This is a genomic window from Verrucosispora sp. NA02020 (assembly GCF_013364215.1).
Taxonomy (GTDB): Bacteria; Actinomycetota; Actinomycetes; order Mycobacteriales; family Micromonosporaceae; genus Micromonospora.
Window position 1 is genome coordinate 2,847,326 of record NZ_CP054923.1, and the last position, 21,859, is coordinate 2,869,184.

The following is a 21,859-nucleotide window of genomic DNA, read 5'->3' on the forward strand; positions in this document are numbered from 1 at the left end:
CATGGCCGGCAGCGAGGTCGAGCTGCGCACGTACGCCTTCGTCGACCGACTCCAGCCACAGATGGCCGCACTGCTCGGCAGCGTGATGTCCGGTGACCCGGTCGTCGAGGGGATGTCCCAGCTCTTCCTGGAGATCTCGCCCGGCAGCGACGTCTACGCCCTGGTCGACGCGGCCGTCAAGGGCGCCGGGGTCCGGCCCGGCTCCCAGGTCGTCGAACGCCAGTACGGCATGACGGAACTGCACTCGATGTCGCAGGACGCCGTACGCCAGGCCGGTCGCACCATCCTCGACCTGCTCGGGATGACCGAGGCCGACGCACAGCCTGCGGAACTGGTCTCGGCGAAGGTCGTCTCCAATATCGACGCCTATCAGGCGCAGCTGGTCAACCGGTCGAAGAAGGGCTCCCTGCTGGTGGCCGGCGAGTCGATGCTGGTGGTGGAGTGCCAGCCGGCCGCCTACATCTCCGCCGTCGGCAACGAGGTGGAGAAGTCCGCCGACGTCAAGATCGTGGACGTGCGCGGCGTCGGCCAGTTCGGTCGGTTGTGGGTCTCCGGGCTGCACGCCGAGATTGAGTCGGCCCGGCAGGCCGTCCGGCAGGCCTTCGAGAAGACGCCCTGGTCCCGGCGATAGAGGAACGAGGTGATCCGGTATGCGTATCGCCCGGGTGATCGGGTCGGTGGTCAGCACCATCAAGGCCGACACGCTGACCGGCGCCAAGCTGCTCGTCGTCACGCCCCTGGGTGAGGGACACGCCGTGGAGCCGTACGTCGCCGTCGACACCGTCGGCGCGGGCCGGGGCGAGGTCGTCCTGGTCGCCTGCGGCAGTGCCGCACGACTGGCGGAACGGCAATCCAGCCAGGCGCCCGTGGACTCCACCATCGTCGCGATCGTCGACCGGTTGGAGACCGAGGCGTGGGTCAACTATGTGAAGGACTGACGTGGACCTGTGGAATGCGGGTGCGCTCGGCATGGTCGAGACGCGCGGACTGGCTGCCTCGATCGTCGCCGTCGACGTGATGACCAAGGCAGCCGAGGTGACGGTGATCGGCGTCAGCCGCATCGGCGACGGTCTCGTCACGGTCTCCTTCATCGGCGACATGGCCTCGGTGACGGCGGCGGTGGACAGCGCCCGACGGGCGGTCGCGGCGACCGGCGGCACGATCGCCGCGACCGTCGTGGGTCGTCCCGCCGTGCCGGCCCACCTCGTCCGGGACACCCCACCGACCGGCCGGCACCCCCGCGCGGCCGAAGGACCCGACGACGCCGGACCGGAACCCGAGGCCACCCGGGTGGAGGACCGGCCGGACCCGGTCGGGGAGAGCACCGTCGAGGGCGACCGCCCCGCGTCGCCCGCACCCGGCGGGAGCCCGAAACGACGCTCCGCGCGGTCGACGGCCCCGAAGCGGCGGCCCCCGCCGCCCACCCCACCGATCGAGCGAGGGGAGTGACATGCGCGGATACGTGGGCCCGCAGGGGGCCCAGATCCACTACCGCAGCAGCGGCACCCGGGGACCGGCCCTCGTGCTGTTGCACGAGTCGCCGCAGGCCTCCAACGTCTTCGCGCCGGCCATGCCCGCGCTCGGCCGATCACTGCGCGCGTACGCCTTCGACACCCCCGGGTACGGGCAGTCCGACCCGCCGCCCGAGCCCCCGGACATCCCCGGCTACGCGCGCCTTCTGCTCGACGCCGTCGACGCGCTGGGCATCGACGAGTTCGCCGTCGCCGGACAGCACACCGGCGCCTCCCTGGCGCTGGCGGTCACCGACCTGGCCACGCCCGGCCGGGTCACCCACGCGATCCTGTCCGGCCTCGTGCTCGACCGGGCCGAACGCGAACAGTTGGGTGCCACCTGGGCGCCGGACAAGCCGATCGACCCGTCCGGCCAGCATCTTCGCGACCTCTGGGCGCGCTACCTGGACATCTGGGAACAGCCACCGGAGCTGGTCAACCTCGCGGTGGCCAACATCGCCTCGGTGTTCGACCGGTACAACTGGGCCTACCGCGCCGCCTTCCGCTACGACCCGACCGAGCCGCTGCGCACCGCACCCTGCCCGGTCCTGCTGCTCACCGCGGCACGCGACATGCTCGCCCACTGCGACGACATCGCCCGGCTGATCCGTCCGGACGCGACGTCGATCCAACTGACCGACACCACCGGGCAACTGCCGTGGCGGGTGCCGGAGGAGTTCGCCGCCGCAGTGGTCTCCTTCGTCACCGGATCCGGGCGGACACCGTGACCGGCCACGCCGACGTTTTGGTGATCGGTGCCGGCACCGCAGGTCTGCCCTGCGCGATCGAGGCGGCCCGGGCCGGGCTCCGGGTCGACCTGGTCGACACCGGCACCGACATCGGCGGCACCCTGCGGGTCTCCGCCGGGCACATGAGCGCCGCCGGCACCCGTCGGCAACGCGCCGCCGGCATCGACGACGACCCGGACCGGCACTTCGCCGACGTGCAGCGCATCGGGCACGGCCACGGCGACCCCGCCCTGATCCGCCTGGCCGTCGACGAGGCACCCGGCGTCGTCGACTGGCTCGACGAGAACGGCTTCCCGTTCGCACCCGGTATGCCGGTTCTCTACCACGGGCACTCGCCGTACTCCCGGCCCCGCACCTACTGGGGCGTCGACCGGGGCCGCTCGATCCGCGAGACGCTACGACCACTGCTCGCCGCGCAGGTGGACGCCGGCCGGGTCACCCTGCGGCTGCGCTCGCGCGCCCTGCGACTGACCACCGAGGGCGGTGCCGTCACCGGCGCCGTCGTACGCACCCCCGAGGGTGACCGCGAGCTGCGCGCCGGCGTCACGGTGCTGGCGTCGGGCGGGTACGGGGCCAACCCGCAGATGTTCTCCGCGGTGACCCCGGGCGCACCCCGCCTGGTGACCAACGCCGAGCCCACCTCCACCGGCGACGCGGTCGAGATGGCGACGCCGCTGGGTGCCACCGTCCGCTTCGCCGACCTGCACACCCCGCGCCTCGGCCTGCTCGAACGTCGCTCGACGCCGGGCCGGGTGGACTTCTGGTCCGAGGTGGCGCATCTGGCGCCCGCCGAACGCGCACCCCGGGAGATCTGGGTCAACGCCGACGGCGACCGGTTCGTGGCCGAGGACCTCGGCGACGTCACGCGTCACGAGCGGGCCGTGCAGAGCCAGCCGGGCGCCGCGTTCTGGATCGTCTGCGACGACGCGGCCGTCGACGCCGGATCACCCCTGGTGCCCGCGTGGGGGCCGGACGGGCTCCGCGCCCAGGCGCGGCAGGGGGACGTCGCCTGGGTCGCCGACGACCTGACCGACCTGGCCGTGCGGGCGGGAATCGATCCGGACGGCCTGCGGCGCACCGTGCGGGCGTACCACCTGGCGCTCGACCGGGGCGTCGATCCGCTGGGCCGACGCGCCCTGGACCACCGGGTGGCCCGGCCGCCCTTCTACGCGGTGCGGTCGGCCGCCGCGCTGCTCTGCAGCTTCGGCGGCCTGGACGTCGACCCCACCTTCCGGGTACGCCGCGACGACGGCGGGGTCGTCGCCGGTCTCTACGCCGTCGGTGAGGCCATCGGCATGGGAGCCACCAGCGGCGCCGCGTTCTGCGGGGGAATGGCGGTGACCCCGGCGTTGGCGTTCGGGCGACTGCTCGGCCGCCGGCTCGGCGGGTGACCCGGATGGCACCGCACTGACCGTCCTGTATGCACGGAGGTTCATCACGGGAATCAGCTTTGGCTCTGGCCGGTAAAAGCCGCTGTTGACAGCGGGTGACGCAGAACTATTGTATACAAACACCCAGTCGGGTGGCTGCTATGAGAGGTGTCCATGTCTAGCGATACGCACCACGAAGGACCGCTCCACGGCGTGCGCGTGATCGAGTTCGGGTCCCTGCTCGCGGGCCCCTTCTGCAGCCAACTGCTGGCCGACTTCGGCGCCGACGTCATCAAGTGCGAGCCGCCGCGCCAGGGCGACCCGATGCGCGAGTGGGGCCAGGAGAAGCCACACGGCAAGTCACTGTGGTGGCCGATCGTCGCCCGCAACAAGAAGTCGATCACCGTCGACCTGCGCACACCCGAGGGCCAGGCGGTCGCCCGACAGCTGATCGCGCAGAGCGACGTGGTGGTCGAGAACTTCCGACCCGGGACGATGGAACGCTGGGGCCTCGGCTACGAGGACCTGTCCGCCGACAACCCCGGCCTGGTCATGGTGCGCGTCTCCGGCTTCGGCCAGACCGGACCGTACTCCAGCCGACCCGGCTACGGCTCGGTCGGCGAGGCGATGGGCGGCCTGCGCTACGTCGTCGGCGACCCGCAGACCCCGCCCAGCCGGGTGGGCGTCAGCCTCGGCGACTCCCTCGCCGGCACCTTCGCCGCCCTGGGTGCGGTGATGGCCCTGCGGGTACGCGACCAGAGCGGTCGCGGCCAGATCGTCGACTCGGCGATCTACGAGGCGGTCCTGGCGATGATGGAGTCGCTGCTGCCCGAGTACACGCTCGGCGGCCACGTCCGCGAACGCACCGGCGCGATCCTGCCGAACATCGCACCCTCCAACGTCTATCCCACCCGCGACGACGGCCTGCTGCTCATCGCCGCCAACCAGGACACCGTCTTCCGGCGCCTGGCCGCGGCCATGGACATGCCCGAACTGAGCACCGACGCCCGCTTCGCCACCCACGCCGCCCGAGGCCACCACCAGGGCGAACTCGACGCGATCATCGCCGAGTGGTCGGGCCGGCACGACACCGAACACCTGATGGCCGTCATGATCAAACACGACGTCCCGGTCGGCCGCGTCTACCGCGCCCCGGAGATGCTCGACGACGAGCACTTCGCCGCCCGCGAAGCCATCGTCCGAGTCGACCACCCCGAATTCGGCGAGTTCCCGATGCAGAACGTCGTGCCGCGACTGTCGAGGACACCCGGCCGGGTCAAATGGACCGGCCCCCGCCTCGGCGAACACACCGACCAGGTGCTGACCGACATCGTCGGCCTGGCCAAGGCCGAGATCAACGAACTGCGTGCCAGCGGCGTCATCTAGAGGCGGACACGGTGAATGACCTCCACGCGGACTACCGCGACGCCGGCTTCGGCGGCGACCTGGGCCACGGCACCCGCCGCGCGCTCCTCATCGTCGACCTGGTGCGCGCCTACCTCGACCCGGCCTCCCCCCTCTATGCCGGCGACGAGAACCCGCCGGCCCTGCGGGCCTGCACGGTCCTGCTCGACGCCGCCCGACGCCACGGCGTCCCGGTGATCCACACCCGGGTCGAGCTCGCCCCCGGCGGGATCGACGGCGGCCTGTTCGCCCGCAAGGTGCCCGCCCTGCGGGTCTTCGAACGCGGCAGCGAACTCGCCGACGCGCCGCCGGCCCTGGCACCCGCCGCCGGCGAGGCGGTCGTGACCAAGCAGTACGCCAGCGCCTTCTTCGGCACCAGCCTCGCCAGCACCCTGCGCGTCATGGGAGTGGACGCCCTGCTCATCGCGGGCGCCTCGACCAGCGGCTGCGTCCGGGCGAGCGCCGTGGACGCGCTGCAACACGGCTACGTGCCACTCGTCGTCGCCGACGCCTGCCTCGACCGGGACCCACGCCCGCACGAGGCCGCCCTGTTCGACCTCGGCGCCAAGTACGCACAGGTCCTGACCCTGGACGAGGCGACCACCCTGCTCGAACCGGGAGGTGCGTGATGCGGGTCCTCAGATACGCCCGCCGACGGATCCTCTTCCTCCCGGTCGGCCTGCTCTCCGTCATCGTGCTGGCATTCCTGCTGGTCAACGCGCTGCCCGGCAACCCGGCCGGCGTCATCGCCGGACCGGCCGCCTCCCCGACGGAACTGGCCGAGATCGAACGCCGACTCGGCCTGGACCAGCCCCTGTGGGAACGCTTCGTCACCTACCTCGGCAACCTGGTCCAAGGCGACCTCGGCTCGTCCTACTACACCGACCGGCCCATCCTCGACGAGATCCTGCGGTTCGCCCCGGCGACCCTGGAACTGGTGTTCCTCTCGCTGACCCTCGCCGCACTCCTCGGCATCGGCCTCGGCACACTGGGCGCCTACCGCAAGGGCACGGTCGCCGACCGCACCTCCCGCTTCATCGTCACCACCTTCCAGTCCATCCCCGACTTCTTCCTGGCGCTGCTCCTGATCTACCTGCTCTTCTATCTCGCCGGGTGGGCGCCGGCACCGGTCGGACGACTCGGTCTGATGGACGAACCACCGCCGACCGTGACCGGGGCGCTGCTGCTGGACTCCCTGCTCGCCGGTGACATGGGCACCTTCCGATCGGCGGTGGCGCACTCCGTGCTGCCCGTCCTCACGCTCGGCATCTACTACTCCGCGTACTTCGCCCGCAGCACGTACGCCTCCCTGGTGCCGGCCCTGGAGTCCAAACAGGTCGAATTCGCCCGCGCCAGCGGCCTGCGCGAGCGCACCGTCCTCGCGTACGCCTTCCGCCAGGCCCGGACCCCGATCCTGACCTACGGCGGCATCCTCCTCGCCGCGCTGCTCGGCGGCGCGGCCATCATCGAGACCATCTTCTCCTGGGGTGGCTTCGGCGAGTGGGCGATCGACTCGATCCTCCAGCTCGACATCCCGGCCGTGCAGGGCTTCATCCTGGCCGCCGGACTCGGGACCCTGTTGGCCTTCACCGCGCTGGACATCCTGGTCGCGGCGCTCGACCCGAGGGTGCGCTATGACTGAGACCCTGGCCGCCGACCCCACCACGGTCACCGCCCCGACGACCAAGAAACGACCCCGGGGCCACCGACGGTGGCGACTGTGGGTGCCCGGCACCATCCTGACCAGCATGCTCGCCGCGGCCTATCTCGCTCCACTGCCGCACGACCCGGCGGAACCCTCCACCAACACCCTCACCGCCCCCGACGGCGAGCACTGGATGGGCACCGACAAGTTCGGCCTCGACGTGTTCAGCCGCCTGGTGGCCTCCGCCGGGGTGGACATCCCGTTGGCCCTCGCCGGCATGCTGATCTCACTCGTGATCGGCGTGCTGCTCGGGCTCGCCGCCCTGCACCGCGGACCGTGGGGCGAACGGGTCGTCCGGGCCCTCGACGTCTTCCAGGCGTTCCCGCTGCTGATCCTGGCCATCGCCCTGGTCGCGCTGATGGGCAACAACATCGAGAACGTCGTCGTCGCCATCGCCATCATCAACGTCCCCCGCTTCGTCCGACTGGTCCGCAGCGAGGGACTGACCATCCGGGAGAGCCGCTACATCGAGGCGGCCCACGCCATCGGCGCGACCGGGCCGCGCGTGATGTTCCGGCACGTCCTGCCGAACATGACCGGCATCATCCTGGCCCAGGCGTCACTGGCGGTCGCGCACTCGATCGTCGTGATCGCCTCCCTCTCCTTCCTCGGCATCGGCATCAACGCCGCCGACGCGAGCTGGGGCGCGATGATCCAGACAGGAGCGCAGAACATGACGACCGGCCAGTGGTGGGTCTCGGTCTTCCCCGGACTCGCCATCTTCCTCACCGTGCTCTGCTTCAACGCCATCAGCGACGAACTGCAGGACACCTTCGGCCGGGCGAGGCAACGATGAGCCTGCTCAACGCGCGACGACGACCCGACAGTCGACCCACCCCGCCGCCGTCCGACGGCTCCGCCGGACGCCTGCTGGAGGTCAACGGCCTGACCACCCGGTTCGACACACCCGACGGCCTGGTCCACGCGGTCAACGGCGTCGACTTCCACGTCGACCGGGCCGAGATCGTCGGCGTCGTCGGCGAGAGCGGATGCGGCAAGTCGGTGACCATCCGGTCCATCCTCGGCCTGGTCCGGCCCCCCGGTCGGGTGGTCGAGGGCACCGCCCGCTTCGACGGGGTCGACCTGCTCGGCCTGCGCCGCACCGAGCTGCGCCGACTACGCGGCAAGGAGATCGGCTTCATCGCCCAGAACCCGTTCAGCGCCCTGAACCCGGTGATGCGCATCCACCGGCAGTTCGCCACCATCATGGCCGCGCACGGGGTCAAGGCCGACGGCGAGGTCCGGGACCGGGCCCGTACCGCCCTCACCGACGTCGGCATCGCCGGACCGGACCGGGTCCTCGACGGCTACGCCCACCAGTTGAGCGGCGGCATGGCCCAACGCGTGGTGATCGCCATGGCCATGTTGCTCAACCCGACCTTCGTGATCGCCGACGAACCGACCACCGGCCTGGACCTGACCGTGCAACGGCAGATCCTGGACCTCATCCGCCGACTGGTCCGCGAACACGACCGCTCGATGCTCCTGGTCACCCACGATCTCGGCGTCGTCGCGCAGTACTGCGACCGGGTCGTCGTCATGTACGCCGGCAAGGTCATCGAACACGGCACCGTCCGGGAGGTCCTCAAGGACCCCCGCCACCCGTACACCCAGGCGCTCATCCGCGCCATTCCCCGGCCCGGTCAGCCGCTGGTGCACCTCACCGGTCGACTGCCCGACCTGATCGACTACCCGTCCGGATGCCCCTTCCGGGACCGCTGCCCGCACGCCTTCGAACCGTGCGCCCAGGTGGTCCCGGCCGCGGTGACCCAGACCTCCGGCCGGACGTACTGGTGTCACCTGCCCCAGGAGAAGGAGGCAGCGCAGTGAGTCTGCTGGAGTTGACCAACGTCAGCAAGGAGTTCCACGTCGGCGGCAGCACGCGGGTCTACGCGCTGGACGACGTGTCGCTCTCGGTGGACGCCGGAGAGACCGTGGCGGTCATCGGCGAGAGCGGATCCGGCAAGTCGACGCTGGGGCGGCTGGCACTGCGCCTGATCGAACCGACCCGGGGCTCGGTACGCTTCGACGGCACCGACATGCTCGCGCTGCCCGCCGCCGAGATGCGCAAGCTCCGCGCGAAGATACAGATCATCTTCCAGGAGCCGTTCGAGTCGCTGAACCCCCGGATGCGGGTGGCCGACATCATCGGCGAACCACTGGCCATCCACCGGCCTGCGATGACCACACCACAGCGCCGTGACCGGGTCGCGCAGATGATCGAACAGGTCGGACTCGCCCCCGACATGGCACGACGGTATCCCGGCGAACTCAGCGGCGGGCAGCAGCAGCGAGTCGGCATCGCCCGAGCCGTGGTGACCGAGCCGTCCCTGGTCGTGCTGGACGAACCCACGTCCTCCCTCGACCTGTCGGTCCGCGCCCAGATCCTGCGCCTGCTCGCCGACCTGCAGGCCGAACTCGGCATGGGCTACCTGTTCATCTCCCACGACATCCACACGGTCCGGTACGTCAGCGACCGCATCGCCGTCATGTACCGGGGGCGGGTCGTCGAGACCGGCCCGTCCGAGCTGGTGTTCTCCGATCCACAGCACCCGTACACCCGCGCCCTGCTGGCGGCGGCCCTGCCCGTCGATCCCGACCAGGAACTGGCCCCGGCCCGGCTGGTCGGTGACCCGCTGAGTCCGACCCAGCTCGTACCGGGATGTGTCCTGCACGGACGCTGCCCGGTCGGTGAGGACCGATGTGTACAGACCGAGGTGCGGCTGACGCCGATCGGCGCCGACCGGGAGGTGGCCTGCATCAAACCCGGAGCGCCCGGGAGCTGACGCCCACGACGGCGGGGAGGCGGGTGCGGGCCCGGCGGACCGGTCACAGGTCGGGGCGGTCCACCATGCCGTCCAACAGCACCGTCCGGGCGGCCAGCACGTGGGCCCGCATCGTGCTCGACGCCCACTCTGCGTCCCTGGCCCGCAGCGCCGCCACCAGGTCCCGGTGGTGCGCCATGCTGCGGGCCAGGGCGTCCGGCGTGTAGAGGCGGAACGCCCGCACGACCAGCGGCACCTCCACGACCGCGGACAGCAGCGAGGTGAGCCGAGGGCTGGCGGCGGCCTTCAGGACCGAGTTGTGCAACTCGGCGTTGAGGGTGGCGATCCGGTCCAGGTCCTGCGGACCCATCCGCCGGGCCAACTCCTCCATCTGGTCGCAGAGCGCGTCCAGCCGGTCCAGGACCTCGGCGTCGATGCGCTTGGCGGCCAGGGCCGCGCCGTAGCTCTCCAGCCGGGCGCGGATCTCGTAGATGTCCTGCAGATCGCCGAGCGACCATTCGGCGACCCGCGCCCCACGGTTGGGCTGGAAGACGACGAGGCCCTCCGCGGTGAGCCTGCGCAGTGCCTCCCGGATCGGCGTCCGGCTGACGCCGAACTGCCGGGACAACTCCATCTCGCCCAGGCGGGCGCGCGGGCCGATCGAGCCGTTCAGGATCGCGCTCCGCAGCGCCTCGTACGCGTCCTCCGCGGCATTCGTCACCCGTGCCTCCGTCGTGTGAGCCGCATGTCGTCGGCACCCTTGCCGCCGCTCTGACAGTCTGAGATTGTATACATATGGTGGTTCAGGTGGTGGAGGTGTCTCCACGGGACGGTCTGCAGAACGAGCCCGAGATCCTGTCGACAGCAAGCAAGATCGAGTTGATCCGGCGCTGTGTCGAGGCAGGAGCCCGACGGGTCGAGGCGGTCTCCTTTGTCCGCGCCGACCGGGTGCCGCAGATGGCCGACGCCGAAGCGGTGATGGCCGCAGTGCCACGACGCAGCGACGTATCGTACATCGGCCTAGTGCTCAACCGACGCGGGCTGGACCGTGCGCTGGCGGCAGGAGTGGACGAGGTGAACTGCGTCGTGGTCGCCACCGAAACCTTCAGCCAGCGCAACCAGGGCGCCTCCGTCGACGCCATGCTCGGCGCCTGGACCGACATCGCCAAGGCCGCCCACGCCGCCGGAGTCCGGGCCAGCGTGACCGTGGCCGCCGCGTTCGGCTGCCCCTTCGAAGGCGACGTCTCCGCAGCGACCGTGGGTGACCTGGCGCGCCGCCTGGTCGAGGGCGAACCCGACGAGATCGCCCTCGCCGACACCATCGGTGTGGGCGTACCCGCCCAGGTGCGGGCCCTGGTCTCCGCCGTGACGGCGGCGGCGCCGGGCGTGCCGCTGCGCGCCCACTTCCACGACACCCGCAACACCGCCATCGCCAACGCGTTGGCGGCGGTCGAGGCCGGCGTGACCGTGCTCGACGCGAGCGTCGGTGGGATCGGCGGATGCCCCTTCGCCCCGGCCGCCACCGGCAACGTGGCCACCGAGGACCTCACGTACGCGCTGCACCGCTCCGGCCACCCCACCGGCCTCGACCCGACGAAGGTGATCGAGACGGCGGCGTGGATCGGCGACCAGCTCGGCAAGGACCGGCTACCCGGCGCCCTCGGTCGGGCCGGCTGGTTCCCGACCGACCCGCAGTAGCCGGACCGAACGCTCCGAACAGCGGCTTCTTGCAGAGCGGCGACGTGGCCCGCGACCGTGCCCTGCCGGTCGGCGTCGGCTGCCTCCTCGCAAGCACATCGGCAACATCTTCGGCAAACTCGACCTGCCAGCCACGACGGACGGCCACCGGCGGTACTCGCGGTGCTGGCCTACCTGCGGCGTGGAGCCGCACCGGAACCGACCGCGGCGTGGCTGCCCAGGTGCCAGATCGCAGAATCCGCCGTCGGCCTGGTATGCGTGCGCCGGTCACCGCAGCAGCAGGTCGATCGTGCCCGTCAGGTCCTCTTCGCCGCTGCCCTCGGCGAGGCGGCGACGCATCAGCGCGAAGTAGGGGCTGAGCAGTTCCGGGCTGACGCCCTGCTGCTCAGCGGTGCGCAGGAAGGTCGGCATGCCGGCCACCTGCATGGCGAGGGTCGAGACGACACCCGTGGTGTAGTCGCCGCTGCGCAGCTGATCGGCGGTCTGGTGAACCGCCGGGGCCATCGCCACGAGCCAGTCGGCGAGCAACGGGGCCAGCGACGTGGGATCGATGTCCTCCCTGCGGATCAGCGCGAAGGCGTGCGCGGCTCCCGCGAACATCCCGTACATCGCGCTGAGCAGGGCCACGTCGTGCAGGGCCGCGAAGCCTGCGTCCTCGCCGACATAGGTGGTGCCCGCCGGAACGCTCAGGGTCTCCTGATGCCGCTCGAACAGCTGCCGTGAGCCGCTGTAGAAGGCGTACCCGCCGGCCTCCGGAACGCCGATCATCGGAGGGACGGCCATGATGCCGCCGTCCAGGTAGCGAGCACCGCGCTCGCGGGTCCACTCGGCGCGGGCACGGGCCTGCACAGGGGTGCTGGTGGTGAGGTTGACCAGGTCCTTGCCGGTAAGGTCGGTGCCGGCCAGCACCTCCTCGACAGCGGCGTCGTCCAGCAGGCAGACGACGACCAGGGTGTTCGCGGCGACCGCCTTGGCCGCGCTGTCCGTGACCCGTACGCCCTCGGCATCGAACGCCGCGGCACGGGCTGGGGTGCGGTTCCAGACGGTCAGTGGGTGGCCGGCGGCCATCCAGGCACGGGCCAGAGCGGTGCCCATCGCGCCGAGGCCCAGCATCGTGACGGAGGTTCCAGCAGTGTTCGGTGCCATACGGGTGAGCCTGGCCAGGGACCCGATGATGAACAAGTACGCACTTCGGAGTGGGTGGTTACCCCGGGGTGCGCGAGCAGGTCAGAAGGTGGGGGCATGACGACGCTGAACCGGCCGGGCACACCGGATGGACATGTGTGCGGGATCGATGCCGCGATGGAGGTGATCGGCGGCAAGTGGAAGGTGCTGATCCTCTGGGCTCTTGACGAGCACCCCTGCCGGCGGTTCGGCGAACTGCGTCGACTGCTTCCGGGGATCACCGAGAAGGTCCTGGCCTCACACCTGAGGGAGATGGAGGCGGACGGCGTCGTACGTCGTGTCTCCTTCGACGAGGTGCCGCCTCGCGTCGAGTATTCGCTGACCGAGAGCGGCGCGCGCCTCAACGACGCACTCGAGCCGCTGGCAGCGTGGGGGCGTGAGCGCTCGACGGCGTGATCAGTCCCAGGAGAGGGCTGGCCAGTGGGGGAGACGGCGGTCCCCGGGATGGGGCGGCGCGCGAACAGGGGCCCGGCAGCGTGTGCTGCCAGGCCCCTGGTGCGTGATCGGTCAGGCGCAGGTGTTGCCGTTGAGGGTGAACGGTGCCGGCGTGTTCGGCGTGCCGGTGGCGTTGAAGCCGAAGGTGACGGCCCCGCCGTTCGGGATGCTGGCGTTGTAGGCCAGGTTCGACGCCGTGACCGCGGTGCCGTTCTGGGTGACCGCGGCGTTCCACGGGGTGGTGACGGTGCTGCCGGCCGGCAGGTTCCAGGTCAACTGCCAGCCGTTGACGGCGGCGGCCGAGTTGTAGACGGTCACGTTCGCGGTGTACCCGCCCGACCAGGTGGTGACCTGGTAGGACACCTGGCAGGTGGCCGGACCGGCGGTGGCGGTCACCGGGACGATGTCGCCGAAGTCGTCGCGGACGGTGGCGAAGTCCTGGAAACCGATGCCGGTGCCGGCGCCGCTGGTGTGGGTGCCGGCGGCCAACACGGAGCCGTTCGGGTTCACCTGGTAGAGCGGGCCGCCGCTGTCGCCGCCGTAACCGGTCTCCCCGCCGTCCAACTGGGTGGCCTCGACCAGGTCCTGCTCGTCGGTGTAGTGGAACTGCACCTCGAGGTTGCAGATCGGGGCGCCGTGGATCTCGGCGGTGGTCTGCCCGGACTGGCAGAGGATCTGGCCGGGGAAGACCTGGGTCCAGCCCGCCACCGGCACCGTCGTCGACTCGTGCAGGCCGCCGACGTACACGTCACTGCCGGCCGACGCCGCGCTGAGCAGGGCGATGTCGTGCGGCTCGTGGCGCTCGACGATGAACCCGATCGGGTCGCCGACGCCGTCGAACCACTCACCGCCGAGCGGCCCGCAGTGCGCGGCGGTCAGCACGTACGGGGTGTCGTCGGCGAGATCGCGCACCCCGAAGCCGGACGTGCAGAGGGCGCCGCCGCCGTTCCAGATGCGTGCGCCACCCTTCCACGGGGCCGCGTCGTCGAAGCGGGTGGCGTGCTGCTCCAGCTTCTCCGCCGCGACGGTGCTGGTCTTGACGCCGGTGGCGGGCAGCGCCGGGACCTTCGCACCGCCGGTGGTGTCGACGGCGACCTCCAGCCCGCTGCCGTCGGTCTTGATCCGCACGGCGTGCGCGGCATCCGCACGATCCTTCGCCACGACCGGGCGCAGCTTCGCCGCCGCGGCCTGTAACTCTCTCCCGCTGTACCGGGCCGGCTCCACCCGTACCTCGGCGAGCTTCTCGACGCTTCTGACGGCGGTGGCGATGTCGGCCGGTACGGCTCCCTTCCACCAGAGCGTGACGTGGCCGTCGACCAGGCCGAGGCCGGCGTAACCACGCGGGGCACCTGCCTCCACGGCGGATCGGATGACGCTGGCGGCGTCGACGAGCGCCACCTGCCCGGCCATCCGCTCCTGTACGGCGGGTGACAGTCTCTCGAACAGATTCGCGGCGGGTACGCCGGATGGCGCGGCCGGCGGGGCGGCGGCGACACCGCCCGTGGTCAGGCCGACAGTGGACAGCGCGAGCGTGGTGGCAGCGGCCACTCGCAGGGCGGTTCGGAAGGTCTGCATGGCCCAGAGTCAACCGAGAGTGACGACGCAGAACCATGCAGAAAGACCGGCAACTTCACCGTGAGCATGTGGCCAGTAACACAACGCCAGCGCTGCTCCTACCGGAGCGTAATCACTAGCGTCGCTGGGGACGGCCGAACACACACCGGGGACGGGGCTGTGAGTGACGACGGACGACTCGCCGGCGGTTCCGCGCTGAGGGCGCTGCGTACCGCCGCCGGACTGACCATCGACGACCTGGCCGCACGATCGGGCGTCAGCCTGCGCACCATCGGCGGCATCGAGCGGGGACGCATCCGCCGCCCGCACGAGGGCACCCTCACGGCGCTGGCCGAGGCCCTGCGCCTCGGGCCGGACGACGGTGATCGGCTGCGCGCCGCGGTCCGGATCGAGCCGGCGGTGATCGGCCTACCCAGACTGACACCCTGCTTCACCGGGCGCGACGACGACCTCGACCGGCTGACCGGCGCCGTGTCCCGACACCGGGTGATCGAACTGGCCGGGCTACCGGGCATCGGCAAGAGCGCCCTGGCGGCACAGGCCGCCACCAGACTGAGCGGCGACTTCCCCGACGGGGTGCGCTTCGTTGCGCTGCGCGGCTCGTCCGCCCCGCACCCCGCCGCGCTGGCCCGGGACCTGGCCCGCTCGCTCGGCGCTGACCTGCCCGACGACGACGCTGGTGCGGTCGTGGCGTGGCGGCGGCTGCTCGACGAGCGGCGCGTGCTCCTGATCCTCGACGATGCGACCGACGCGGTCCGGCTGGCACCGCTGCTGCCGCACCGGGGGGAGTCGGTGGCGGTCGTGACCACGTCCGGGCCGCTGAGCCTGCCACCGAGGCGCGCCCGGCGGGTCCTCACACCGTTGCCCGTGCCGGACGCCGAACTGGCGCTGCACCGGATGATCGGACCGGCGGTCCCGGACGCCGGCATAGCCGAGCTGGCGCGGCACTGCCACGGCCTTCCGCTGGCGCTGCGCATCGTGGCGAACCGGGTCCGTACCCGGCACGGATGGTCGATCGCGCGCCTCACCGCGCAACTCGCCCGGCCGGGACGGCACCTGGAGGCCCTCACCGCCGGAGACCTGTCGGTGGGCGCGGCCCTCGACCGCGGTTACCGGCAGATGCCGGAGTCGCTGCGCGCGGCGGTCCGCGCGCTGGCCGCGCCGACGCCACCGGCGGCAGCGCTCGCCGACCTGGCCGGCTGCGGATGGATCGCTCCCCACCACGAGGTCAATCCGATCCTGCACGCGTTCGCGGTCGCCCGCACCCGGGACGTTCGTCCGGCGGTGCCGTCCACCGCAGCCTGACCCGGCTGCGGCCCACCGGTCCGCACGCACCCTGCGGCTCTGCACACCTGCGCCACACCGGGCCGCCGTAGCTTAACCCCTTTCCGCACCGGCCTTCAGTTCGGCCTGCGCCGCACCGGCCTTCAGTTCGGCCTGCGCCGCACCGGCCTTCAGTTCGGCCTGCGCCGCACGGGCGTTCAGTTCGGCCTGCGCCGCACGGGCGCGAGCGACGCTCTCGGCATCACCGAGGACCCCGGCCAGCTCGATCGCCACCGCCAGGTGCTCACCCGCCTCCGCGCTGCGGCCGGTCCGGCGCAGCGCCTCGGCCAGCTCGATCAGCGCCCCCAGCTCCTGGGTCCGTAGCCCGCAGGCGCGCGCGCCCGCCACCGCCTCGCCGAGGATGCCGACCGCCTCACCCCAGCGCCCCAGATCCGCCAGGTTCAACCCGATCCACCGGCAGGTGATCGCGTCCGAGTAGGCGCGCGGCACCGCAGCGATCGGAAAACTCGTGTCGCGCAGGAGCCGCAGCGTCCGCCGGTGCACCCGCAGCGCGTCCGGCGTGCGGCCGAGCGCCCGCAGCGCGATGCCGAGCATCGACATGGCCTGCGCCGTGCCCTCGTGGTCCCCGGCCGCGCGCAGCACGCCGCCTCCCCGCCGTAGCAGCCGCTGGGCCGCGTCGAAGTCGCGCAGCCGTAGTTGCGCCGAGGCGGCGTACAGCAGCGCCCAGCCCTGCTGGGCACGGTCACCGGCGCGCCTTGCCGACCGCAGCGCCGCCTGGGCGGTGGCCAGGCCGGCGGAGGCGTCGTTCAGACAGAGCGTCTGCGCCCAGGAGAGATAGTTCAGGTGCGTGGCCTGCCGGGCCAGGTCGCCGGTGCGGGTCGCCGCCTCGGCGGCCAGCCGGAAGACCTCCGGCCAGATGTCCAGATAGATCCGCTGGTCGGAGAACCAGTGCAACGCGTCGGAGACCGCCACGACGAGATCGTCCTGCCCGCTCTCGGCCGCGATCCGCAGCGCCGGGAGCCAGTTCGCCCGCTCGGCGTCGAGCCAGTCACGGGCCCGGTCCGCGTCCGAGTCGTCATCCGCCGCCGGCCCACCGGGCTCGAAGTGCCGCCCGGCTCGCACGGTCGCCTCCAACAGCCAGGTCACCAGGCTCTCCCGCAGCGCCGGCACGGCCGACGGTTCGTCCCGCTCCAGACAGGTCGCGGCGAAGTCACGGACCAGGTCGTGCAGGCCGTAACGGTCCGGTGGTCGGAGCCCGAGCAGCCCGGACTCGACCAGCCCGTCGAGCCGATCCTCGGCCTCGGCCAACTCGACCCCACACACGGCGGCGGCGGCGTCCGCCGTGAAGTCCGGACCCGGAATCAGCGCCAGTCGCCGCAGCGTCGCGCGCCCGGTCACCGGGAGCCAGCGGTACGACAACGCGAGCGCCGCAGACAGGCCGGAGTCGTCACCCTCGATGACGGCGACGCGGTCCCGGGCCTGTGCGAGCCGAGCGTTCAGGTCGGAGACGGTGAGCGTCGGGTCGTCGCGTAGCCGCTGCCCGGCGATCCGCATCGCGAGCGGCAGGTGCCCACAGTGCCCGGCCAGTGCGGTGATCCGCTCCGGCGCGACGCCCTCGACCCGGCCGATGGTCCGCAGCAGCACCGTCGACTCGGCCGGAGACAGCGGCTCCTGCGGCAGCCAGTGCACCGCCTCCAACCCGCTGAGCCACCGCCGACAGGTGAGCAGCACAAGGGCCGGGCCGTCGCCGGGCAACAACGGCCGTACCTGCTCCTCGGAGGCCGCATTGTCCAGCACCAGCAGCGCTCGCCGGTGTCGCAGCAGCCCACGGTAGATCCGGGCCCGGTCGTCGACGTCGGTCGGTATCCGCGACTCGCTCAAGCCGAGTGCCAGCAGCAGCCGTTGCAACACCTCACCGGCGGTCGCCGGGTGCTGATGCGTGCCGCGCAGGTCGACGAAGAACCGCCCGTCCGGGTACCGGTCGGCGAGGTCGTGGGCCGCGCGCAGCGCCAGCGCCGTCTTGCCCACGCCGGGCTGGCCGGTCAGCACCGCGACGACGGCCGAGGGCTGTGCCGACTCGGCGAGGTCACCGAGCCTGCCGAGTGCCTCCGCCCGACCGGTGAAGTCTGCGGGCGGTGCCGGCATCGGGCACGGTCCGGGCGACAGGCGGCCGGCGTCGGCGGTCTGCTCGATCAGGGCGCGGTCGGCGGAGGGCGGCGCCAACACGTCGAGGACTGCGGTCAGGGTCCGGCGCTGCGGCCGGCGGACCAGGTCACGCTCCAGGTTGCTCAGCGCCCGGGTGCTCACGCCCGATCGGTCGGCGAGTTCCTCGATCGTCAGCCCGGCCGCCACCCGATGGTGCCGCAACAGCCGCCCCAGACTGGTGTCCTCGCCCACCCGCACCCCGATCCCCGTGTCCGTACTACGTGGACGGTGCCATCGTATCGACGGGTCTCATGATCTTGTGTTATCCCGTTCCTGTCGGCGGGTCAGCGCGGCCTGTCGAGCTTTCCCGATCAGACCGAGATGGGTGTGTTCGAAGCCCTCTGCCGTCTTGAGTCCGTAGCCGACGGCGCGGTCGACGGCGATGTGGAACGCCCACGCCACGGCCAGGATGCCGATCCAGTCGATCCGGTCACCGAACCCGGCCGCGACCACGGCCACCACGCCCAGCGCGGCGGGCACCAGATAGGAGTGCGCCAGGTTGTAGCAGGCGGCGCCGAGACGCGGGCCGCGCAGGTAGCCGAGCATGGACAGGTCGAAGACGAGGAAGAGCGCGAGCAGTGACCACCACGGGTACCCCACGGCGACGGTCACCACGACGGCGAGGGCCGCCACGGCAGCGGCCTCGACACGCTGCACGACGACCGGGCTCAGGTACGCCATCTCACACCTCGATGTCGATGTCGGTCGGAAGGTCGGGTGGACGTTACCGTCGTCGGAGGCGACCAGGTGCCCGTACACCCCTGACCGCACCTCGGGAAGTTGTGTACTCAGAGCGTTGAATCGCTCACCCAGCGTAGATCATCGATTACAATCTATTTCTGTGGTGGGTGGGGAAGCCGACGGCGTGTCCAACGCGTCACACGGTCGGACGACGATCGGGAGGCAACCAGGTCGAGCGAGCGACCCCCTGGTCGGCCGGGACGGCGAACTCCACCGCCTGGACCAGGCGATCGGGCGCCTCACCGACGGGGCCCAACTGATAGAGATCAGCGGCGACCCCGGCATCGGCAAGTCCCACCTGCTCGCGGAGCTGACGCACCGGTGCCAGCGTCGCAGCCTTCCGGTGCTCACCGGCCGGGTCCCACCGGGCGGAGCGGTCTTCCCGTTCGGCGCCCTCATCGACGCCCTGGACGACCGGCTCCGTACGGTGCGGGCAGACGCCTGGGGCGCCCTGCCGACCCACGACGCCCGGGTACTGGCCGACATCTTCCCGAGTTTCCCGTATCGCACCGAGAACGGACCCGCGCCGCCGACGGTGCCGCACTTCCGACGTCTGCGCGCCATCCGGTCCATGCTGGAGGTCCTGGCATCGACGGGACCTCTGGTGGTGATCCTCGACGACCTGCACCGCGCCGACGACGACACCATCGACGCACTCTGCTACCTGGTGCAGTCCCCGCCGCAGGCGGCGACGCTGCTGGCGTTCGGCTACCGCACCCGTCAGGCACCACCGAGACTGCGCGGCGCGGCGGCCAGAACGGGCACCTCGCTGGTGCGGCTACCGCTCACACCCCTGTCGCCGACCGCCGTACGCACCCTGCTCGCCGACTGTGTCTCGGACGCCGAGAGTGACGAACTGTACCGATGCAGCGGCGGCAATCCCCGCTACCTGTGGGCACTGCTCGACGGCGCGCGCGCCTCGACGCACGACCTGACGCCCGCGCGGGGGACCGCTTTCCCCGTCACGGGGACGGCACCGGAACCCGCCACCGCGCAGCCCGGCCGGACCTACTCGGCAGCGGAGACCGCGATCGCCGCCGAGCTGGACGAACTCTCCAGCCAGAGTCGGCTCGCCGCAGCGGGAGCAGCGGTGGTCGGTGAGGTCTTCGACCTGCCGGCCGTCGGGGTGGTCGCCGAACTCGTCGAGGAGACCGTCCGTCGCACGATCGACGAGTTGGCCGGCGCCGACATCGTCCGGCACGTGCCGGACACGACCCGGTTCAGGTTCCGCCATCCTCTCGTCCGCCACGTGGTGTACCACGGCAGCCAACCCGGATGGCGGCTCGGCGCCCATGCCCGGGCCGCCGCCGCGCTGGCCGGTACCCCGGACGAGGAGGTCGCCCGGGCGCCGCACCTGGCACTGGTGGCCACCCCCGACGACGCCACCGCACCCGGCACGCTCCGCCGCGCCGCCGCAGCCGTCGAGCGCGACTCCCCGGAGACGGCCGCCCGGTGGCGTCAGGCAGCGCTGCGGCTGACGTCGGTCGCCGGCAGCCCACCGGCCGACCGGCACCTCCTCCTGCGCCAGGTCGCCACGGCCTACGCCGCCGCCGGACGGCCCCGGCACGCCCGGGACATGCTGCTGGCCGCGTTACGGCAGCCGGTCGCGACACCGCCCGCCGAACGGGCCGATCTGGTCATCCGATGCGTACGGCTGTGCCTGTCGCTCGGCGAGCCCGCGCCCGCCCGCGACCTGCTCGCGGAAGAGGTCACCCCGCCGGATCCGTCCTGCCGGTCCAGCCGGGTGAACCTGCTGCTGGAGCAGGCGTTCCTGGAACTGGCCGACGGATCGGCCGTGGCGGCTCGGGCAGCCGCCATCACGGCACTGCGGCTGGCACAGGACGACCGGCCGAGGACGACGGAGCACATCCGCGTCAAGGCGGTGCTCGCCGCCGCCGACGGGCTGACCGGCGCCTTCGTGTCGGCGGCGGCGACGCTGACCGACGTGGTGCCCCTGCTGGACGCCACGGGCGACGCAGAACTGGCCGCCCACCCCGACGCGATCTACTGGATCGGCTGGAGCGAGTTCGCGCTGGAGCGCTACCCCGACGCGCTGCGGCACCTGGAGCGGGTCAGGGCGAGTCCGACCGATCGCCCGGCCCGGGCAGCCCGGCCGGGACCCGATGTGGTGACGCTCTGCGACGCGCTGCTGGCGCGTACCTGGATCCTCGCCATCACCGGCCGCCACACCGTGGCCGTCGGTACCGCGGCCATGGCCGCCGACGTCGCCTACCGCTCCGGCAGCCCGCATCTGCGGCAACGGGCGGCGATCCTGCGCCGCTGGGTGGCGGCGGAGCGGGCCGGCAACCGTCCCGGCCCACGCGGCCCCGGCCCGGCGGACTCGGCCCCCGGTCGCTCGACCCGATGGTGTGCCGGGGGCTGTGCGGCCGGCACGTCGGGCCGCCCCGGGGACGCGATCGGCGGCTGCACGGACCTCTCCTGCTCCCCGTCGGCCGCCGACTCCGGTGGCTGGTCGGCCATGCTGACCCGCCTGATGCTCGCCGAACTGCGACTCGCCGGGGGCGATCCCCGGGGCTGCCTGGACCTGCTGACGACCGTGCCCGCGCTGACCTCGCTGCGCGGAGTCGACCCGGGAACCCGGATGGTCCACCAGGAACTGGTGGTGCGGGCGGCGGTCGCCGCCGGTGACGTCACCGCAGTCACCGCGGCGGCCGTCGACGAGGTCGCCCCGGCCACGGGAACCACCCGCCAGCACGTCCCCGCCGAGCCGTTGAGCGGCCCGACCACGGCGACGCGACCCCACGGGGCGGTCGGTCTCGCTCTCCTCGCCCGCGCACAGCTGCTCGTCACCGAGGAGCCGACCGCCGCTGCCGAGATGGCCGCTGCCGCCGCTGCCGAACTGGCCGCCGCCGGCCTGACCCCGGCGGCGAATCGGGCCCGCACCCTCGCCCGTCCCGCCGACCGGCAGGGCAGCCGGCGCGGCGGTGCGTCGGAGACCCGGCACCGGAACGGCCGTGCGGCACTGGCCGGTATGACGCGCCGGGAGCGGCAGGTCGCCGAACTGGTCCGCGAGGGCCTGACGAACCGGGAGATCGCCGCCGTGCTGGTGGTCACCGAGAAGACGGTCGAGATGCACCTGTCCCACGTGTTCGTCAAACTCGGTGTCCGCAACCGGGTGCGGCTCGCTCGACGCCTGGATGCGATGGCGTCGAGCGGCCTGCCCTCCGCCGATGCGCTACCGGACCCGCCCCACCCCACGGGCGAGGACTGA

Annotated in this window: 20 protein-coding genes; 15 read left to right on the forward strand and 5 right to left on the reverse strand. The window is 72.1% G+C overall.

The features are described 5' to 3' along the window. Position 1 precedes the first annotated feature (1 nt). The 11 genes from HUT12_RS12470 to HUT12_RS12520 all read left to right on the forward strand — a co-directional run bounded on the left by HUT12_RS12470 (position 2) and on the right by HUT12_RS12520 (position 9,525). The gene (locus HUT12_RS12470; RefSeq protein ID WP_131052472.1) at positions 2-631 is read left to right on the forward strand and encodes a hypothetical protein; all 630 of its coding nucleotides are present in this window, start codon (positions 2-4) and stop codon (positions 629-631) included. Between the two features lie 19 nt (positions 632-650). After that, complete coding sequence (locus HUT12_RS12475) at positions 651-938, forward strand: EutN/CcmL family microcompartment protein (RefSeq protein WP_131052471.1); 288 nt, start codon at positions 651-653, stop codon at positions 936-938. A gap of 1 nt (position 939) precedes the next feature. Continuing rightward, the gene (locus tag HUT12_RS12480; RefSeq protein WP_254876795.1) at positions 940-1,449 is read left to right on the forward strand and encodes a BMC domain-containing protein; all 510 of its coding nucleotides are present in this window, start codon (positions 940-942) and stop codon (positions 1,447-1,449) included. A 1-nt stretch (position 1,450) separates the two neighbouring features. Then, on the forward strand, positions 1,451-2,239 hold the full coding sequence (locus HUT12_RS12485) for an alpha/beta fold hydrolase (protein ID WP_176093463.1): 789 nt from the start codon (positions 1,451-1,453) through the stop codon (positions 2,237-2,239). After that, positions 2,236-3,651 carry an FAD-dependent oxidoreductase gene (locus HUT12_RS12490; RefSeq protein ID WP_176093464.1) on the forward strand — a complete coding sequence of 472 codons (1,416 nt, stop codon included), beginning with the start codon at positions 2,236-2,238 and terminating at the stop codon, positions 3,649-3,651. The genes HUT12_RS12485 and HUT12_RS12490 overlap by 4 nt, the downstream gene beginning before the upstream one ends. Before the next feature lie 192 nt (positions 3,652-3,843). After that, positions 3,844-5,016 (forward strand): CoA transferase, encoded by a 1,173-nt coding sequence (locus tag HUT12_RS12495; RefSeq protein ID WP_254876796.1) that lies wholly within the window; start codon positions 3,844-3,846, stop codon positions 5,014-5,016. An 11-nt stretch (positions 5,017-5,027) separates the two neighbouring features. After that, positions 5,028-5,663 carry an isochorismatase family protein gene (locus tag HUT12_RS12500; protein ID WP_217705979.1) on the forward strand — a complete coding sequence of 212 codons (636 nt, stop codon included), beginning with the start codon at positions 5,028-5,030 and terminating at the stop codon, positions 5,661-5,663. Beyond that, a complete protein-coding gene (locus HUT12_RS12505; protein WP_176093467.1) occupies positions 5,663-6,676 on the forward strand; it encodes an ABC transporter permease in 1,014 nt (337 codons plus the stop codon). Before HUT12_RS12500 ends, HUT12_RS12505 begins: the two co-directional genes overlap by 1 nt. Further along, complete coding sequence (locus HUT12_RS12510; protein ID WP_131052465.1) at positions 6,669-7,535, forward strand: ABC transporter permease; 867 nt, start codon at positions 6,669-6,671, stop codon at positions 7,533-7,535. The genes HUT12_RS12505 and HUT12_RS12510 overlap by 8 nt, the downstream gene beginning before the upstream one ends. Then, the gene (locus HUT12_RS12515) at positions 7,532-8,569 is read left to right on the forward strand and encodes an ABC transporter ATP-binding protein (protein ID WP_131052464.1); all 1,038 of its coding nucleotides are present in this window, start codon (positions 7,532-7,534) and stop codon (positions 8,567-8,569) included. The genes HUT12_RS12510 and HUT12_RS12515 overlap by 4 nt, the downstream gene beginning before the upstream one ends. Then, positions 8,566-9,525 (forward strand): ABC transporter ATP-binding protein, encoded by a 960-nt coding sequence (locus HUT12_RS12520; protein ID WP_176092177.1) that lies wholly within the window; start codon positions 8,566-8,568, stop codon positions 9,523-9,525. The genes HUT12_RS12515 and HUT12_RS12520 overlap by 4 nt, the downstream gene beginning before the upstream one ends. Positions 9,526-9,568: 43 nt before the next feature. Here the strand turns inward: HUT12_RS12520 and HUT12_RS12525 are convergent, their stop codons facing one another. Further along, positions 9,569-10,225 (reverse strand): GntR family transcriptional regulator, encoded by a 657-nt coding sequence (locus HUT12_RS12525; RefSeq protein ID WP_131052462.1) that lies wholly within the window; start codon positions 10,223-10,225, stop codon positions 9,569-9,571. Positions 10,226-10,299: 74 nt separating this feature from the next. Between HUT12_RS12525 and HUT12_RS12530 the strand changes: the two genes are divergently transcribed. Beyond that, positions 10,300-11,202, forward strand: a complete 903-nt coding sequence (locus HUT12_RS12530) for a hydroxymethylglutaryl-CoA lyase (protein ID WP_131052461.1) — start codon at positions 10,300-10,302, stop codon at positions 11,200-11,202. Positions 11,203-11,469: 267 nt separating this feature from the next. Here the strand turns inward: HUT12_RS12530 and HUT12_RS12535 are convergent, their stop codons facing one another. After that, entirely contained in the window at positions 11,470-12,315 is an 846-nt protein-coding gene (locus tag HUT12_RS12535; protein ID WP_254876798.1) for an NAD(P)-binding domain-containing protein, read from the reverse strand. A 129-nt stretch (positions 12,316-12,444) separates the two neighbouring features. Between HUT12_RS12535 and HUT12_RS12540 the strand changes: the two genes are divergently transcribed. After that, positions 12,445-12,783 (forward strand): helix-turn-helix domain-containing protein, encoded by a 339-nt coding sequence (locus tag HUT12_RS12540; RefSeq protein ID WP_131052456.1) that lies wholly within the window; start codon positions 12,445-12,447, stop codon positions 12,781-12,783. A gap of 111 nt (positions 12,784-12,894) precedes the next feature. Here the strand turns inward: HUT12_RS12540 and HUT12_RS12545 are convergent, their stop codons facing one another. Further along, positions 12,895-14,397, reverse strand: a complete 1,503-nt coding sequence (locus tag HUT12_RS12545; RefSeq protein ID WP_131052455.1) for a cellulose binding domain-containing protein — start codon at positions 14,395-14,397, stop codon at positions 12,895-12,897. A gap of 159 nt (positions 14,398-14,556) precedes the next feature. On the opposite strand from HUT12_RS12545, the gene HUT12_RS12550 reads away from it, so the two are divergent. After that, on the forward strand, positions 14,557-15,702 hold the full coding sequence (locus HUT12_RS12550) for a helix-turn-helix domain-containing protein (protein WP_176093469.1): 1,146 nt from the start codon (positions 14,557-14,559) through the stop codon (positions 15,700-15,702). A gap of 72 nt (positions 15,703-15,774) precedes the next feature. Here the strand turns inward: HUT12_RS12550 and HUT12_RS12555 are convergent, their stop codons facing one another. Continuing rightward, positions 15,775-18,078 carry a helix-turn-helix domain-containing protein gene (locus HUT12_RS12555; protein ID WP_176093470.1) on the reverse strand — a complete coding sequence of 768 codons (2,304 nt, stop codon included), beginning with the start codon at positions 18,076-18,078 and terminating at the stop codon, positions 15,775-15,777. Between the two features lie 57 nt (positions 18,079-18,135). Then, positions 18,136-18,567 carry a DUF4260 family protein gene (locus tag HUT12_RS12560; RefSeq protein ID WP_176093471.1) on the reverse strand — a complete coding sequence of 144 codons (432 nt, stop codon included), beginning with the start codon at positions 18,565-18,567 and terminating at the stop codon, positions 18,136-18,138. 160 nt (positions 18,568-18,727) lie between these two features. Between HUT12_RS12560 and HUT12_RS12565 the strand changes: the two genes are divergently transcribed. Next, the gene (locus HUT12_RS12565) at positions 18,728-21,859 is read left to right on the forward strand and encodes a LuxR family transcriptional regulator (RefSeq protein ID WP_176093472.1); all 3,132 of its coding nucleotides are present in this window, start codon (positions 18,728-18,730) and stop codon (positions 21,857-21,859) included.

What these genes read in the sequence shown, in the direction of transcription:
- HUT12_RS12470 (WP_131052472.1), top strand. Translation starts at nt 2, where the DNA reads ATGGCCGGCAGCGAGGTCGAGCTGCGCACGTACGCCTTCGTCGACCGA.
- HUT12_RS12510 (WP_131052465.1), top strand. Translation starts at nt 6,669, where the DNA reads ATGACTGAGACCCTGGCCGCCGACCCCACCACGGTCACCGCCCCGACG.
- HUT12_RS12505 (WP_176093467.1), top strand. Translation starts at nt 5,663, where the DNA reads ATGCGGGTCCTCAGATACGCCCGCCGACGGATCCTCTTCCTCCCGGTC.
- HUT12_RS12530 (WP_131052461.1), top strand. Translation starts at nt 10,300, where the DNA reads ATGGTGGTTCAGGTGGTGGAGGTGTCTCCACGGGACGGTCTGCAGAAC.
- HUT12_RS12515 (WP_131052464.1), top strand. Translation starts at nt 7,532, where the DNA reads ATGAGCCTGCTCAACGCGCGACGACGACCCGACAGTCGACCCACCCCG.
- HUT12_RS12540 (WP_131052456.1), top strand. Translation starts at nt 12,445, where the DNA reads ATGACGACGCTGAACCGGCCGGGCACACCGGATGGACATGTGTGCGGG.
- HUT12_RS12485 (WP_176093463.1), top strand. Translation starts at nt 1,451, where the DNA reads ATGCGCGGATACGTGGGCCCGCAGGGGGCCCAGATCCACTACCGCAGC.
- HUT12_RS12560 (WP_176093471.1), bottom strand. Translation starts at nt 18,567, where the DNA reads ATGGCGTACCTGAGCCCGGTCGTCGTGCAGCGTGTCGAGGCCGCTGCC.
- HUT12_RS12535 (WP_254876798.1), bottom strand. Translation starts at nt 12,315, where the DNA reads ATGCTGGGCCTCGGCGCGATGGGCACCGCTCTGGCCCGTGCCTGGATG.
- HUT12_RS12475 (WP_131052471.1), top strand. Translation starts at nt 651, where the DNA reads ATGCGTATCGCCCGGGTGATCGGGTCGGTGGTCAGCACCATCAAGGCC.
- HUT12_RS12545 (WP_131052455.1), bottom strand. Translation starts at nt 14,397, where the DNA reads ATGCAGACCTTCCGAACCGCCCTGCGAGTGGCCGCTGCCACCACGCTC.